Annotated in this window: 19 protein-coding genes; 12 read left to right on the forward strand and 7 right to left on the reverse strand. The window is 65.7% G+C overall.

Translation table 11 applies throughout. The annotated features are described in order from the left end of the window. Positions 1-5 precede the first annotated feature (5 nt). Positions 6-1,751: a cbb3-type cytochrome c oxidase subunit I gene (locus tag VNN77_18135; protein HXG53322.1), complete on the reverse strand. Its 1,746-nt coding sequence runs from the start codon at positions 1,749-1,751 to the stop codon at positions 6-8. A 53-nt stretch (positions 1,752-1,804) separates the two neighbouring features. Further along, positions 1,805-2,470: a cytochrome c oxidase subunit II gene (gene coxB, locus VNN77_18140; GenBank protein HXG53323.1), complete on the reverse strand. Its 666-nt coding sequence runs from the start codon at positions 2,468-2,470 to the stop codon at positions 1,805-1,807. Between the two features lie 153 nt (positions 2,471-2,623). Between coxB and VNN77_18145 the strand changes: the two genes are divergently transcribed. From VNN77_18145 to VNN77_18175, 7 genes are all read left to right on the forward strand, one after another. After that, the gene (locus tag VNN77_18145; protein ID HXG53324.1) at positions 2,624-3,121 is read left to right on the forward strand and encodes a hypothetical protein; all 498 of its coding nucleotides are present in this window, start codon (positions 2,624-2,626) and stop codon (positions 3,119-3,121) included. Between the two features lie 96 nt (positions 3,122-3,217). Beyond that, a complete protein-coding gene (locus VNN77_18150; GenBank protein ID HXG53325.1) occupies positions 3,218-3,721 on the forward strand; it encodes a hypothetical protein in 504 nt (167 codons plus the stop codon). A 96-nt stretch (positions 3,722-3,817) separates the two neighbouring features. Continuing rightward, on the forward strand, positions 3,818-4,126 hold the full coding sequence (locus VNN77_18155; protein ID HXG53326.1) for a hypothetical protein: 309 nt from the start codon (positions 3,818-3,820) through the stop codon (positions 4,124-4,126). Between the two features lie 16 nt (positions 4,127-4,142). Beyond that, positions 4,143-5,240 carry a zinc-binding dehydrogenase gene (locus VNN77_18160; protein ID HXG53327.1) on the forward strand — a complete coding sequence of 366 codons (1,098 nt, stop codon included), beginning with the start codon at positions 4,143-4,145 and terminating at the stop codon, positions 5,238-5,240. Then, positions 5,237-6,007, forward strand: a complete 771-nt coding sequence (locus VNN77_18165) for a glucose 1-dehydrogenase (protein ID HXG53328.1) — start codon at positions 5,237-5,239, stop codon at positions 6,005-6,007. The genes VNN77_18160 and VNN77_18165 overlap by 4 nt, the downstream gene beginning before the upstream one ends. Before the next feature lie 45 nt (positions 6,008-6,052). After that, a complete protein-coding gene (locus VNN77_18170; protein ID HXG53329.1) occupies positions 6,053-7,093 on the forward strand; it encodes an amidohydrolase family protein in 1,041 nt (346 codons plus the stop codon). 77 nt (positions 7,094-7,170) lie between these two features. Continuing rightward, the gene (locus VNN77_18175; protein HXG53330.1) at positions 7,171-7,929 is read left to right on the forward strand and encodes a 3-oxoacyl-ACP reductase family protein; all 759 of its coding nucleotides are present in this window, start codon (positions 7,171-7,173) and stop codon (positions 7,927-7,929) included. Positions 7,930-7,956: 27 nt separating this feature from the next. On the opposite strand, the gene amrB is transcribed toward VNN77_18175, so the two are convergent. The 3 genes from amrB to VNN77_18190 are packed head-to-tail and all read right to left on the reverse strand — an operon-like array spanning position 7,957 to position 10,679. After that, on the reverse strand, positions 7,957-9,207 hold the full coding sequence (gene amrB, locus VNN77_18180) for an AmmeMemoRadiSam system protein B (protein HXG53331.1): 1,251 nt from the start codon (positions 9,205-9,207) through the stop codon (positions 7,957-7,959). Positions 9,208-9,243: 36 nt separating this feature from the next. Then, on the reverse strand, positions 9,244-9,543 hold the full coding sequence (locus VNN77_18185; GenBank protein ID HXG53332.1) for an iron-sulfur cluster assembly protein: 300 nt from the start codon (positions 9,541-9,543) through the stop codon (positions 9,244-9,246). Between the two features lie 32 nt (positions 9,544-9,575). Continuing rightward, positions 9,576-10,679 carry an Mrp/NBP35 family ATP-binding protein gene (locus VNN77_18190; GenBank protein ID HXG53333.1) on the reverse strand — a complete coding sequence of 368 codons (1,104 nt, stop codon included), beginning with the start codon at positions 10,677-10,679 and terminating at the stop codon, positions 9,576-9,578. Between the two features lie 160 nt (positions 10,680-10,839). Here VNN77_18190 and VNN77_18195 point away from each other — a divergent pair, with 160 nt between their 5' ends. The 3 genes from VNN77_18195 to VNN77_18205 are packed head-to-tail and all read left to right on the forward strand — an operon-like array spanning position 10,840 to position 12,282. Continuing rightward, the gene (locus VNN77_18195; protein ID HXG53334.1) at positions 10,840-11,178 is read left to right on the forward strand and encodes a glycine zipper domain-containing protein; all 339 of its coding nucleotides are present in this window, start codon (positions 10,840-10,842) and stop codon (positions 11,176-11,178) included. Positions 11,179-11,200: 22 nt separating this feature from the next. Next, positions 11,201-11,539: a glycine zipper domain-containing protein gene (locus VNN77_18200; GenBank protein HXG53335.1), complete on the forward strand. Its 339-nt coding sequence runs from the start codon at positions 11,201-11,203 to the stop codon at positions 11,537-11,539. Positions 11,540-11,565: 26 nt separating this feature from the next. Further along, on the forward strand, positions 11,566-12,282 hold the full coding sequence (locus VNN77_18205) for an OmpA family protein (protein ID HXG53336.1): 717 nt from the start codon (positions 11,566-11,568) through the stop codon (positions 12,280-12,282). Between the two features lie 19 nt (positions 12,283-12,301). Here the strand turns inward: VNN77_18205 and plsY are convergent, their stop codons facing one another. Both plsY and VNN77_18215 read right to left on the reverse strand, forming a co-directional pair. Next, positions 12,302-12,910, reverse strand: coding sequence for a glycerol-3-phosphate 1-O-acyltransferase PlsY (gene plsY, locus VNN77_18210; protein HXG53337.1), 609 nt, complete (start codon positions 12,908-12,910; stop codon positions 12,302-12,304). Positions 12,911-13,015: 105 nt separating this feature from the next. Next, complete coding sequence (locus VNN77_18215; GenBank protein ID HXG53338.1) at positions 13,016-14,107, reverse strand: cupin domain-containing protein; 1,092 nt, start codon at positions 14,105-14,107, stop codon at positions 13,016-13,018. 279 nt (positions 14,108-14,386) lie between these two features. Between VNN77_18215 and VNN77_18220 the strand changes: the two genes are divergently transcribed. After that, the gene (locus VNN77_18220; GenBank protein HXG53339.1) at positions 14,387-14,602 is read left to right on the forward strand and encodes an acetyl-CoA carboxylase biotin carboxyl carrier protein subunit; all 216 of its coding nucleotides are present in this window, start codon (positions 14,387-14,389) and stop codon (positions 14,600-14,602) included. A gap of 53 nt (positions 14,603-14,655) precedes the next feature. Next, positions 14,656-14,796 (forward strand): OadG-related small transporter subunit, encoded by a 141-nt coding sequence (locus tag VNN77_18225; GenBank protein ID HXG53340.1) that lies wholly within the window; start codon positions 14,656-14,658, stop codon positions 14,794-14,796. The last annotated feature ends 2 nt before the right edge of the window (positions 14,797-14,798 follow it).

Below are 14,798 nucleotides of genomic sequence, written 5' to 3' on the forward strand. Positions count from 1 at the left end.
GTCGATCAATGAGCTCGCGCCGCGGCGCCGGCGAGAGGCCGATTCTGCGGCAGCCAGTCTTCCGCTGCATCCGGCGAGCTGTACTCGTACGGGCCGCGGTAAACCACCGGCTGCACCTCGAAGTTCCCGTGCGGCGGCGGCGAAGGCGCCGTCCATTCGAGCGTGTTCGCGCACCACGGGTTTCTTTCCGCCTTTTTCCCCGCCGCCAGGCTCCAGACGAAGTTCACCACGAACGGGATCTGCCCCAAGGCGAGGAGGAACGCGCTCACGGTGATGAAGACGTTCCAGTCCTGCATCGGCTTCAGGAACTCGTACTGCAGCGGGTTGTAGATGCGCCGCATGTGGCCCGCGACGCCCAGGAAGTGCATCGGGAAGAAGGTCAGATTGAAGAAAATGTAGGTGAACACGAAATGGATCTTCGCCAGCCCCTCGTGCATCATCCGCCCGAACATCTTGGGGAACCAGTAGTAGACGGCGGCGAACAGCGCGAAGATGATCCCCGCCACCACGTAGTGGAAATGGGCGACGATGTAATAGGTGTCGTGGATGAAGATGTCCACCGGGGTCGAGGCCATGAAAATGCCCGAGAGACCACCGATGACGAAGTTGGAGACGAAGCCCAGCGCGAACAACATCGGGCCGGCGAAGCGGATCGAGCCGCCCCAGAGCGTCCCGAGCCAGTTGAAGGTCTTGATCGCCGACGGCACCGCGATCACCATCGTCGTCATCATGAACGCGGTCCCGAGCAGCGGGTTCATGCCGCTCACGAACATGTGGTGCCCCCAGACGAGCCAGGAGAGAAAGGCGATCGCGATCATCGAGAAGGCCATGGCGCGGTAGCCGAAGACCGGCTTGCGCGAGAACGTGGAGAGGAGATCGGAGGTCACTCCCATCGCGGGAAGCACCAGGATGTAGACCTCGGGATGGCCGAAAAACCAGAACATGTGCTGCCAGAGGAGCGGCTCGCCGCCGTTCTCCGGGAGGAAGAAGCTCGTGCCCATCGTGCGGTCGAACAGCAACATCGCGAGCGCCGCGGTCAGCACCGGCAGCGCGAGCAGCAGCAGCACGGCGGTGATGAACAACGACCATATCGTGAGCGGCATGCGGAAATAGGACATGCCGGGAGCTCTCATGTTGACGATGGTGGTGATGTAGTTGACCGCCCCCATCAGCGACGAGGCGCCCGAGATGATCAGGCTGATGATCCAGAGGTCCTGGCCCCATCCGACCCCGGTGTACGACTCCTTGGCCGACAGCGTCGCGTAGGCGGTCCAGCCGCCCGCCGCCGGGCCGCCGGGAACGAAGAAGCTCGCCAGCATCACCGCGCCGGAGAGCGCCCCTACCCAGAACGACAGCATGTTGAGCCGCGGAAAGGCCATGTCGCGAGTCCCGATCATCAACGGGATCAGGAAGTTGCCGAAGGCGCCGACCATGATCGGCATCACCACGAAAAAGATCATGATCGTGGCGTGCATCGTGAACAGCGCGTTGTAGGTCTGGGGCGGAATGATGCCGCCGTACGTATACGGCTCCGGAATGGCCCCGAGGCCCGGCACGGGCGTTTCCGGCCACGCCAGCTGCCAGCGCACCATCATCGCCAGCAACCCGCCGATCACCAGCATGAACAGCCCGAGGAACAAGAACTGCCGGCCGATCATCTTGTGATCGGTCGAGAACACGTAGGTCCGCCAAAACCCCTGCTCGGCGTGTTGCTCGTGCACCGGGTGCGCCGTCGCTACCGTATCGCTCATCGTCCAAGGTCCTCCGTGATAAGTTCGGCCCATTCGGTCGAGCCGCGAGATGGCTACTGGGGCTTCGGGCTCAGGTGCTCCGCCGCCCACTTGGCGTAGTCCTCGGCCGAATCGACGTACAGCCACCCCTTCATGCCCGAATGGCCGAAGCCGCAGAGCTCGGCGCAGGGCAGCTCGTACCGTCCGGGCTTGGTGGCTTCGAACCAGCCGATCACCGTGCGCCCGGGCACGGCGTCCTGCTTGAAGCGCAGATTGGGCATGAAAAAGCTGTGAATGACATCGCTGGAGGTGATGTGCAGACGGACGATTCTGTTGACCGGGACGTGCATGTCGTTGTCGAACTTGACGTCGTCGGCCGTTCCCAGGCGGCCGTCCGGACCGGGATAGCTGATCTCCCAGTTGAACTGTTTCGCGTTCACCCCGACCTCGAAATCGGTGGGAGGCGTCTCGCGCTTCACTTTCGCCCACGTCGAGACGCTCATGAACGACAGCACCACGAGGATCGCGGCCGGAACGATGGTCCAGATGATTTCGAGCGTGGTGTTCCCGTGGCTGTAGGTGGCGCGCCGCCCGTCTCTGGCGCGGTATGCGATGAGGAACACCACCATGAGGACGGTGACGAGCAGGAAAGTCGCCGCCGTGATGTAGTAAATCAGGTAGAAAAGCGCGTCGATCTCTCCGCCGTATGTGGACACGTCTTCTGGCAACCAGCGCAGCATCGATTGACCATCCTTAGCGATTTTTTGCGGGACGCCTGTGTGGGAACCGAATCTTTGCTAACACAGCGACGGACCTATTTCAAGCGCACAAACCGCCCGATTTGCAATGGTATCGGACCGATGTTAAGCACTGCGGAAGGCGTTCGCGGGCGCATGGCTACCTGGCAGGCTCTGAGTCTCTTGTTCCACCTCGCCGGCCTGGCTCTCTGGCTCGGCGCCATCGCTTCTGTCCTGGTCGTTCTCGGTCCCGCGGCGCACAGGCTCGAGCCGGCTTCCGCGCTCAGGATGCTCGAGCGCGGGCGGAGCGGTTTCGAGGCGGTCTCGTGGGCGGGGATCACCCTTGTGATGATCACGGGCGCGATCAACTTGATCCTGCGGCATCAGGTGACGGCCGCGCATCTGAGCGGCGCGTACATGGCGGTCCTGTCGATCAAGCTCGTCCTGTTCGTCGCCATGCTGACCCACCATTCGCTGCAGGTGTTCCGGATCGGCCCTCGGATCGCCGCGCTCTCGGCCCGACCCGGGGCCGGGCGCCTCGGCTGGGACGAGCCCTTGCGGCAACAATGGCAGAGCTGGTTCGTTCTGCTCAAGGTCAACGCCACGCTCGGTCCCATCGTGCTCCTTCTCGGCGTGCTGCTGGGTCGAAGCTGAGCGTGCGGCTTGAGAAAAAGCCGCCGCCGCCCTACAATTGGCCGGCTGCGACGGGGCGCGGCTCTCCAGGAGCCCGCGCCCGAGGGGTTTGACGAGATGGCCCACTCCACCTCCCTCAGAGCGATCGGGCAATCCCTCGAAATTCTCGGCGTCGACACCTTCGTGATCGAGAAGGACGGCCCGCGCTACGTGGTGCGCAGCGATTCGCTGCCGGCCGGGTCGGAGCTGGTCTTCAAACCCACCGCCGCCGGCGCCGACTGGGAGTCCCCGGCGCCGGCCCGCGCGGCGGAGCGCACCGAGGAGCTGCGGTACGATCCGATCTACATCGCGTGGCTGAACGCACAGGGGCGGAAAAAGCGGCGCAAGCGCTTCTCGTCCCAGATCCTCGGCACGCGCAGGCTGTCGCAGCTGCTGCGCACCCTCGGCAAGCACCTCGATCGCGTCGACGTCGCAACTCTCAAGATCGCCTGGGCCCCCGCTTCGGTACGCGTCGAGTACGACACGGCGGAGGGAGAACGTTACCAGGAGACCCTCACGCCCGACGAGCTGTCGGATCTGGGCCTGCGCATGCGGTTTCGCCGGGCCCGGCGCCGCTCCTGAGACGCACGCCGGGCTTGATTCGCCCCCTGCGACGGAAGTATATGGGGGACGGCGCCGGGGAAGCGGCCGGCGCGCTCTCTTGCCGAGGAGGCGATCATGAAGAACCGCGCGAGCACCCGTCGATGGCTGGCCGTTCTGGCTTTCTTTGTGCTCGGGGCCGTCTCCGCCGCGCAGCTGAACGTCGTGTGGACCAGCGAGGTGCTCGAAGAAAATTTCCGCGAGCACGACTTCCCGCTCAAACCGTATCCGTCGAAGGAGTACTTCGAGCTGCCGATCCAGGAAGTGGGCAAGAAGGACCCGAGGATGCTGGCGGAAAACCCCGAGCGGTTCGTGGACGTGTCGCTCGTCAAGGAGCCGGAGGCGAGCGGCTTCATCGACCGGCTGACCGCCGAGTACGTCAAGTAGGCTGCAGGCGACCGCCATGCCGACCGCCCGCGCCGCGACACTTCTCGCTCCCGAGAGGCTCGAGATCCGCGAGTACCCGTTGCCCGACGTTCCCGCCGACGGCGGGCTGGTGCGGGTCGAAGCGGCGGGGGTGTGCGGCACGGACGTCAAATACTTCCACGGCAAGATCCGGACGCCGCTCCCCCTGATCCTCGGGCACGAGATCCTCGGCCGGGTGGAAAAGCTCGGGCGCGATGCGGCGGCGATCCATCAGATCGAGGAAGGAGACCGCATCATCCTCAAGGGGGCTCTCGGCTGCGGCCGCTGCCCCGACTGCCGCCGCGGCGCGGCCCGGTTCTGCAGGAAGCGCACGAGCTACGGCGGGCGGACGCCGTGCGACAAGCCGCCGCATCTTTTCGGCGGCTTCGCCGACTACGTGTACCTCGCGCCCGACGTCCTCGCCACGAAGGTGAGCGACGCGCTCCCCGCAGAGGCCGCCGTTCTCGCCGGTGCGGTCATGGCGAACGGTTTTCAGTGGGCGATCCGACGCGGCGGCGTCAAGATGGGCGATTACGTCCTCATCCAGGGGCCGGGACAGCAAGGGCTCGCCAACGCGTTCGCGGCGCGGCGCGCCGGCGCGGCGCGGATCTTCGTCACCGGAATCGGCCGCGACCGCGCGAGGCTGGAGCTGGCGCGACGCTTCGGCGCCCACCGGACCATCGACGCCGAGACCGAGAACGTCGTCGAGGTGGTGCGCGCGGAGACCGGCGGCGAGCTGTGCGACGTCGCAATCGATGTGTCGGGGAGCCCGGCGGCGATCCGGACCTCGCTCGAATGCCTGCGGCGCCAGGGGACGCTCGTGCTCGCGGGACTGACGGGCGACGCGACCGAGACGCCGCTGCTGCTGGACCGGATCGTCTGGAACGAGATCCGGGTCCAGGGCTGTTTTACGGCCGACAACGACGCCACCGAGGCGGCGCTGCGGGTCCTGGAGGAGACGAAGTTTCCCGTGCAGGAGATGGTGAGCCATGTGTTTCCGCTGGAAGAGACCGAGCGCTGCATCCGCGCGGTCGGCGGCGAGATCCCCGGTCTCTTCCCGACCAAGGCGCTGATCCGGCCGGACCGAACGCCATGATCGACGGGCTCGAGGACAGGGTGGTGATCGTGACCGGCGCGGCTCACGGCATCGGCAAAGCCTACGCCGCCGGCTTCGCCCGCGCTCGGTCGCGCGTGGTGATCGCCGACATCGACGCGCCCGCGGCCGAAGAGGCCGCGCGCCGGATCGGCGGGGAGACCGGGGCGAAGACACTCGCCGTCGGCGTCGACGTCGCCGACGAGCAGGCAACCCGCGCGATGGCGGAGGCGGCCCTGGGGGCGTTCGGGCGCATCGACGTGCTGGTCAACAATGCCGCCGTTTTCGCCACCGTCCCGATGAACCGCGGGCGCATCGAGGAAATCGCGCCCGAGGAGTGGGACCGGCTGATGGCGGTGAACCTCAAGGGAGTCTTTTTCTGCTGCCGGGCGGTCCTGCCGCAGATGCGCCGCCAGAAATCCGGAAAGATCGTCAACATCGCCTCCGGAACGGTTTTCAACGGCAGCCCCGGCCGCATCCACTACGTCACGTCGAAGGCGGCGGTGATCGGGTTCTCGCGCACGCTCGCGCGCGAGGTCGGCCCCGACAACATCCAGGTCAACGTGCTCGCGCCGGGGAACACGCTCTCCGAGGAAAATCCGACCCCGGAAACGTTGCGCTTTCGCCAGGCTTCCGTCGGCAGTCGGGCGCTCAAGCGCGTCCAGTTGCCGCGGGACGTCGTCGGCGCCGCGCTGTTTCTCGCATCGCCGCTGAGCGATTTCATGACCGGGCAGACGGTCAACGTCGACGGCGGCATTTCGTTTCGCTGAGGGACCGCAGCCGACCGCGGAGCTGGAAAAGGACAGGAGATCGCCATGAGCACCGGTTATCCGATCATCGACGCCGACGGGCACGTGCTGGAGCGGGACGCCGAGATCCGGGAGTTTCTCGAAGGAAAGTACCGGGAGTACCCCCATTTCCAGACCTACAGCTATTTTCCCTCGCTCGACGGCTGGAACCGCGGCTTCGGGGTGCCCGGAAAGGTGCACGAGACGCCCGCGCCGAAGTGGATCGAGTTTCTCGACGAGCTGGGCGTTCACACCACGGTCCTCTACCCGACCGCAGGGCTCGCGCTCGGGCTGATCCAGAACCCCGAGTGGGCCTGCGTGCTGGCTCGAGCCTACAACTCCTGGATCGCGGAGCGTTTCGTCCGTCACAGCCCGCGGCTCAAGGCGGTGGCGCTGCTCCCGGTGCACGAGCCGCTCGAAGCGGCGAAGGAGCTGGAGCGAGCCCGGAGGCTCGGTCTCGTCGGCGGGCTGCTCCCGGCGGTGACAGTGCTCTACAAGGGCTACGGCCACCCCGATTTCGACCCGATTTACCAGGCGGCCGAGCGACTCGGGATGCCGCTCGCGGTTCACGGCGCTCCCAGCCGCAACATGGGATTCGACTTTTTCGACAAGTTTCTTCAGGTGCACACGCTCGAGCATCCCTTCGCGATCCTCGTCCAGTTCACCCACATGCTCTTCGAAGGGGTCTTCGAGCGCTTCCCGAAGCTGCGGGTGGCGTTCCTGGAGGCCGGCTCCGGATGGATTCCCTACATGATGGACCGCATGGACGAGGAGTTCGAAAAGCCCTACCGGTTCCAGGCTCCGCTGCTGAGGAAAAAACCCAGTGAATACATCCGGTCGGGGCAGGTCTGGGTCACGTGCGAGGTCGAGGAACGGGCGCTCGTCCAGGTGCTGCGCCAGTTCAACCCGCGCTGCGTCATGTGGCCGTCGGATTACCCGCACGAACGGCTCCCGGACATGTTCAGGCGAGACATACCCGAGTTCCTGGAGCGGCCGGACATCGACGATACGGCGAAGAAGGCGATTCTGCACGACAACCCGATCGATTTCTACGGCCTGAAGCTCTGAGGAAGAGCGAAGAAAACGGGCGGCTTGCGCCCGCGGGCTTTCCCGCGACCGGCAGCGGCCCGAAGGGGGAGCGACAGATGCGCTTGAAGGACAGGGTGGCGATCGTGACCGGCGGCGGCATGGGAATCGGCAAGGCCTACTCCCATGGGCTTGCCGCCGAAGGAGCGAGCGTGGTGGTGGCCGACATCCAGGAGACCGAGGCCGAAAAGGTGGCGGCGGACATCCGCGCCGCGGGCGGTGAAGCGCTCGCGGTCCCGGTCGACGTGACCTCGCCGGAGAAGACGCGGGCGATGGCCGAGGCGGCGCTCGGGCGCTACGGCCGGATCGACGTTCTGGTCAACAACGCCGGCCTGTACTCGGCGCTCAAGAAAAAAAGCTTCATGGAAATCGACTCCGACGAATGGGACCGGGTGATGGCGGTCAACCTCAAGGGGCTCTTCCTCTGCGTTCAGGCGGTCTATCCCGCGATGAAGCGGCAGAGGAAGGGAAAGATCATCAACATCTCCTCGGGTACGGCGCTCAGCGGCTCGCCGTTCTTCCTCCACTACGTTTCTTCCAAGGCCGGCGTCATCGGCTTCACCCGCGCGCTCGCGCGCGAGGTGGGCGGCGACAACATCTGCGTCAACGCCATCATGCCCGGCCTGACGATCTCCGGCTCGAACCAGGAGGGAGTGATGACTCCGGAGCAGCTCGCCGACCGCCGCAAGCGGCGCTGCTTTCAGCGCGACCAGGTCCCGCAGGATCTGGTCGGCACCGTGATCTTCCTCGCGTCCGACGACAGCGATTTCATCACCGGCCAGTCGATCAGCGTCGACGGCGGCATGAACATGCACTGAAGAGGCGGCCCGGCCGCCCGGCCCGGCTCACTCGAAAACCATCGCCGTAAAGGTCACGGCCGACGCGGTCTCGGGAGTGAAGGCCTGATCGTACGTCAGGTTTCGGCCCCGTGCGCCCTCCAGCAGCCGGATCAACGAGTAAAGCGGCGCGAAGCCGCAGATCCTCCGCCGGTCCTGGTCCTTCGCCACCTCGTCGAAAAAGCCGCGCGCGTCGAGCGCCGCGAGCCGATCGATCAGCCGCCGATCCTCCTCCTCGACCCAGCGCAGGAACTCCGGCGTCATTTCCTCCCGGTCACCGAACTGGCGGCCGACATGGGCGAGATCGACGCCCGCGACGAAGCACACGCGGCGGCTGTCGGCGGCGGTGAGCTCGCGCAGGGCCGAGAGGAACGAGGCCACCGGCGCCTGCTCCTCGGGCGCCGTGCGCGCGTGGATCATCGCGTGGAAGGAAGAGACCAGGATCGGAACGATCTTGAAAGGTCTCGGGCGCCGGCCTCCGAGCGCCTCCCGGCCGCGCGCGACATACTGGAGAAATACCGCCTGAAACTCGATGGAGTGCTCGCCCCGGTGAAGATATTCGTCCGCGAGCAGCTCGCTGCCGCAGCGCTCGACCAGCTTGCCGGCGAACTCCTTGTCGGTCTCCACCGGCCCGAGCGGCGTCTCGAAGTCCTTGAACGTCAGGATGAACGGGTGCTCTCCGCCGCAGTGCGAGGTGCCGAGCAGGATGTAGAGGTCCGCCCCTTCGCTTTCCGCCAGCTCCTTGTAGGCCCACGCGTAGGCCGGACCGCCCCGGTGAAAGTCGATGTGCGGCGCGACGATCGCCCGGGGCGGCGCGCTCCGCCGCCCGGGCCCGGGCATGCCCGGGCCCTTGGGGTGAGTGAAGTAGCCGTCGAGCTGCGCGGCGAGCTCGGCCGGGTCGGTCTTGTAGACGCCGCCGGCGTGCGCCGCCGCGCGCGTCGGCCGGCGGCGGAACTCCTCCACGGTCCGGGCCTGGTGCTCGAGAAAGCGTTCGCTCACGAGATAATAGTGGCGATCGAGCATGTCGATGAAGCCCTTGAGCTGCTCGGTCAGCAACAGGTCGCCGAACCGGCGGCAGTACTGTTCCTGGATGTCGATCAGGCTGTGGCGGCCGTCGAAGTGGGAAAGGATGAAATAACCGACCGGCGAGACGCCCAGCGGCGGAGCGAGGTTGAGCGGGTCCTTGAGGTAGATCAGCGTCTCGCCGTTGTGCTGTACCGGGAAGGCTTCCACCGGCCGCAACCGGGGTCGTTCCGTCATCGGTGCTGTCGAACGATGGAGCGACGGGTCCCCGGATCAGCCGATGCCGAGCTTGTGCCTGGCTTCCTCGCTGATCCGGCTCGGATCCCACGGCGGATCCCAGACGAGATCCACGGTGGCGTCCTCGACGCCTTCGAGAGCGAGCAGCCTGCGGCGCGCGTCGGCGGCGATCATCGCGCCCATGCCGCAGCCCGGCGCCGTGAGCGTCATCTTCACCCCGACTCGATCGTTGTCGATCTGGACGTCGTAAACCAGCCCGAGATCGACGATGTTGACCGGGATCTCGGGATCATAGCACTCCTGCAACGCCTTGTAGACTTGTTCCTTGGTCACCATGGCGAATCACTCCTTGCGGGCCCGACCGGCGCTCAGCTCGAGACGATCTTCAGGCCCTGGACGCGGCGCGCCCTTTCCGAGGCGATCGAGAGCTGTCCCGCCAGCCTCGCCGCAATATCCAGAAAACTCTTGCTCACCGGCGACTCCGGCTCCTGGACCAGGATCGGGACGCCGCGGTCGCCGCCTTCGCGCAGCGCCGGGGTGATCGGGATTTCTCCCAGGTACGGGATCGCGAAGCGCTCGGCGGCTTTTTGCGCGCCGCCGCGCGAAAAGATCTCGTGTCGCTTGCCGCAACCGTCGCAGATGAAGTAGCTCATGTTCTCGATCAGTCCGACGATCGGAATCATGACCTTGTCGAACATGCTCTTGGCGCGTATGACGTCGGCGAGCGCCACGTGCTGCGGCGTGGCGACCAGCACCGCCCCGCTCACCCTGAGCTGCTGGGAAAACGTGATCTGGACGTCGCCGGTTCCAGGCGGCATGTCCACCACGAGGTAGTCGAGCTCGCCCCAGTGAACGTCGGCCATGAGCTGATGCAGGGCCTTGCCGAGCATCGGGCCGCGCCATATGACCGCCTGGTCGGCGCCCAGAAAGAATCCGATCGACATCACGGGCACGCCATGCGCGACGACCGGCGCGATCTTGTATCCGCCGTTCACCTCGACCTTTTCCGGGTCTCTCTGGACGCCCATCAGAATCGGAATCGACGGCCCGTAGATATCCGCGTCGAGCAAGCCCGTGGCCGCTCCGTGGCGGGTGAGAGCGACCGCCAGATTCGCCGCCACGGTGGATTTGCCGACGCCGCCTTTACCCGCGGCCACCAGCACCACGTTCTTCACGCTCGGCAACAGATCGGTCTCGCCGCCGCCGCTCTTGCTCCCCCTGACCTGCGCGCCGAAGCGAATCTCGACGCCGCTCACGCCCGGGAGATCCGCCAAGGCCCTGCGGCAGTCGCCCTCGATGCTTTCCCGCAAGGGACACGCCGGGGTGGTGAGCTCGACCGTGAAGGCGATCCTGCCGTCGCGGACCGCAAGATCCTTCACCATGCCGAGGCTGACGATGTCGCGATGCAGCTCCGGATCCTGAACCCGCCGGAGAGCTTCGATAACCTGGTCTTGCGTCAGTGGTTGCGTCATGCTGGGTTGACTATAGACTCATAAGGTCTACGATGTCAACCATGAGACGCCGAAGCTGCCCGAGCGTGGCAAAGATTCGCAAAAATATTGCCGGGAGGGAAGCCGTCTGGTAAAATCCGGTAAAAGTTTCTCGGAACCCTTCGAGATTGCGGGAGGAATCATGAAGCCAGCGATCGGTGTCGCCGTGCTTTTGGTTTTAATCGGCGCAGCGGCGGGCTGTTCCGGAGGTCCCCTGACCACTCGCGAGAAAGCGGCCGGCATCGGCGCGCTCGGCGGAGCCGCGGCGGGGGGTATCATCGGCGCGGCGGTCGGCCATCCGGGCGCGGGAGCCGCGATCGGCGGCGCGCTCGGCCTCGGCACGGGGGCGCTGATCGGCGATCAGCTCCAGGGCCAGGAAATAAGACAGAGCGAGCAGCAGCGACAGATCGACGCCAACCAGGCGGAGCTCGAGCGGCAAAGACGCGAGCTCGAGCGGCTCAAGCGACAGCGCGAGTATTGAACCCGTTCGCAAGGGAGGAACCATGGGGAAACGATCTCTTTCTCTCGCCGCGATCCTTGTCGCCGTGACCTCGATCGGCTGTTCCCAACCGCTTACGACCCGTGAAAAAGGCGGGCTGATCGGCGCCGGCCTCGGTGCGGGCACCGGCGCCATCATCGGCAGCACCGTCGGCCACGCGGCAGCGGGCGCCCTCATCGGCGGTCCGGTGGGGCTTCTGGCCGGGGCGCTCGTGGGTGATCAGCTCATGGCTCGGGAGCAGCAGGAATCCGAGCAGCAGAAAACGATTCAGGCTAACCAGGCCGAGATCGAACGTCTAAGGAGAGAGAACGAGCGCCTGAAGCAGCAAAGGGGCGAGTGGTAGGAGGAGTCGCCCGGGAGGTCGGGTTTATGGAAGGATCGTCACGCTACCGGACGGCCGGCACGGCCCTGCTCGCCGCGGCGCTGGTCGTCTCGGGTTGTGCTGGAGGCGGCCTCACCACGCGTGAAAAGGCCGCCGGCATCGGTGCCCTCGGTGGAGCCGCGGCAGGGGGTATCATCGGCGCGGCGGTCGGTCGTCCGGGCGCGGGAGCCGCGATCGGCGGCGCGCTCGGCCTCGGCACGGGGGCGCTGATCGGCGATCAGCTCCAGGGCCAGGAGATGAAGCAGGCGGAGCAGCAGAAGGCGATCGAGCAGCAACGTGCCGAGATCGCGAGAAACCAGGCCCTGATCGAGGAGTTGAAGAAGCGCAACATCGAGGCGCGCGAAACCAGCCGCGGCGTGATGGTGAACCTCCCGAGCGTCAATTTTCGCTTCGACAGCGCCGAGCTGACGCCGGAAGGACGCGAGCGCGTGAGTCAGATCGCCGGCATCGTCAAGCGTGACGCGCCCGACCGCCGGCTGAGCGTCGAAGGGCACGCGAGCCGCGAAAGCGCCGCGCAGGAAGCTTACAACCAGCGGCTCTCCGAGCGGCGGGCCCAGACGGTGGCTGACGCGCTCGAGCAATACGGCGTCGACGGCAGACGCTTGAGCGTGCGCGGGCTCGGAACCCGTTCTCCCATCGCTTCCAACGACACCGAGGAGGGACGCCGCCAGAATCGGCGGGTCGAGGTAATCATCGAGAACTGAACGGAGCCGGAACCGACGCTCAGCGTTCGCTTCCTCTGTCTCCCGCCGCCCGGAACTTCGGCTCGGTGCCGGCGATCAGCCGGCGAAGGTTGTCGCGGTGGCGCAGGATGATCAGCGCCGCAAACAGCGATCCGAGCGCGACCGCCGGCGGCGGATAGGAGAGGATCCAGAGAAGCGGCGGCGCCGCCACCGCAGCGACCATCGCGCCCAGCGAGACAAGCCGCGTCGGCAGAAACACCGCCGCGAATACCGCGACCAGGGCGAGCGCCGCGAGCGGCGCCATCGCCAGCATCACCCCGAAAGCCGTCGCCACCCCTTTTCCGCCGCGCAGCCTCAAGAACACCGGATAGAGATGGCCGACAAAAGCCGCCGCCCCCGCGGCGGCAACCCAAGCCGGCGAGACCGGCCATTGCTGCGCGACGAGCACCGGCAAGAACCCCTTGGCCGCATCCGCGGCCAGGGTCAACATCCCCTGCCACTTGCCGACGACGCGCGCCACGTTGGTGGCGCCGATATTCCCGCTCCCCAGCCGGCGGACGTCGACCCCGGCGAGCAGCCCGAGAAGATACCCGGTCGGAAGCGAACCCAGAAGATAGCCGAACACGATGAGCGCGAGCGCTGCGGTCACAACTCACCCCATCCGTCCGCCGGACCGCCTCGGCTCTGAAAAAAACGCCCCGCCCGACGGACGACGCCGGGCGGGGCGCAAGGACCTCGGGAGCGGCGCGCGCGCCTACGGTCTCTTGTAGACATCCGGATTCATGCGGCTGTAGGTACCGGACTTCGCCAGCTCCTCTTCGAACATCTTGCGGATGGAGGGGTCCTCGTCGTAGTACTCGATCTGGTTGCCGCCGGCCTTGACGTCTTTGTCGACCTTGGTGATGTCGCCGAAGCCCTCGCCCAGGCTGTACTTGATGCCGCCCAGACGGGGTGGCAGGTAGCGGGCGGGCGTCGCCCCCGTGTTGAAGTGCTGGTGGAACATCATCGCCGGGGGAGTGAAGACGCTTCCGTCCTGCCAGTCGTAACGCTTGATCGGCTCCCCTTCCCGCCAGAAGAGCGAGAAGCCCTTCCCCTTGATGATGATGACGTTGAACCCCGGACCGTGACGGTGCGCCTTCTTGTAGGTGCCCACCGGAAACTCCGAGATATGAGCCGCCATGGAACCGTTGGCCAGCTCGAGCATCACGTTGGTGCCCGAGGCGCCGCGCTCCTTCCACTCCTCGAGCTTGAAGGTGCGCGCGTCGGCGATGAAGTTGGTCTCCCAGACCCGTCCCGGGTAGGCCTTGCCCTTGCCGCTGAAATACTCCGGCTCGCCGTTGAACCGGTCGGTGAAGTCGCGCGGCGTGTTGAAGATGAAATCGGCGTTGTGGAACAGGTTGAAGACGATCGGCATGCTGTTGACCGAGAACATCCGGACCGGCTCGCCCCCCTGGCCGTTGAAGTGCTGATACCAGGCGTTGAGCGGCAGCGCGAAAAGGCTCCCCTCGCCCCATTCGAACGTCTGCTTCGCCCCCCGATCGTTCCAGATCGTCGTGGCGCCGCGTCCCTTGAGCACGTAGATCATATCCTCGTAGAGATGATGCTGCGGGTTGGTGCTCTTTCCGGGCGGAATCTCGAGCACGTAGGCCCCGGTGGCGCCTTCGGCCCCTTCCATGTTGATGAAGGCTCCGAGCGCGCCGACGCGATCCCACGGTTTGACTTCCACCTTCTTCAAGTCCTGGACGAAAAAGGTCTTGAGGATCGGGATGCCTTCGCCGAGCTGCCACTTTTCGTAGAAAGGAATGTTGTCCATCACCTGATCGACCTGGGATGCCGGTTTTGCCATAAAAACTCCTCCGTCGTTGATTCGGTTCTTAGCCTATCGAGGAGGCAAAAGCAAGGCGACGACGAGCGCGACAAGGCGATTTTGCAGCGGTTTTTGCGCGGGCATCGCGGAATCCGGCCGCCTCGGCTCTGCGCGATCGTGGCGCGTCGACGCCGGCGGCGAGCATTGACAATCCGCCGGAAAATCTATTAATTGGCATGAAACGAAGCGGACCGGATTCGTCGCGGGCGGTTGTCGCCGGGCGTCGGCCGGCGCCGTCGCAAAGTGAGGAGAACGACATTGGCAACTCCCATCGCTGCACCGATGGTCGGAAAGATTCTGCGGATCGAGAAAAAGCTCGGGGACCGGGTAGAGGAAGACGACGTCGTGCTCGTCATGGAAGCCATGAAAATGGAAATTCCGGTCGTCGCGCCCGTGAGCGGCGTATTGCGCGGAATCAAGGTTTCCCCCGGGCAGGCCGTGGAAGCGGATCAGGTGCTGGCCGAGATCGAGTAACCCGCCTTCCGGCGCTTCAAACTATCCTGTCGCCATCTGGGGAGAGCTGACCGATGGACACCTGGACGTTCGGATGGACTCTTGCGTTGATCGGCATGGGCGGAACCATGCTCGTGCTTTGGTGCTTGAGCCTGTTGGTTCTGCTGCTGCGCAAGATCTTCCCCGCCGAAGCCCAGGACTCCCAGAAAGGTTGAAT

This window comes from Candidatus Zixiibacteriota bacterium (genome assembly GCA_035574315.1).
Taxonomy (GTDB): domain Bacteria; phylum Desulfobacterota; class Binatia; order UBA9968; family UBA9968; genus DATLYW01.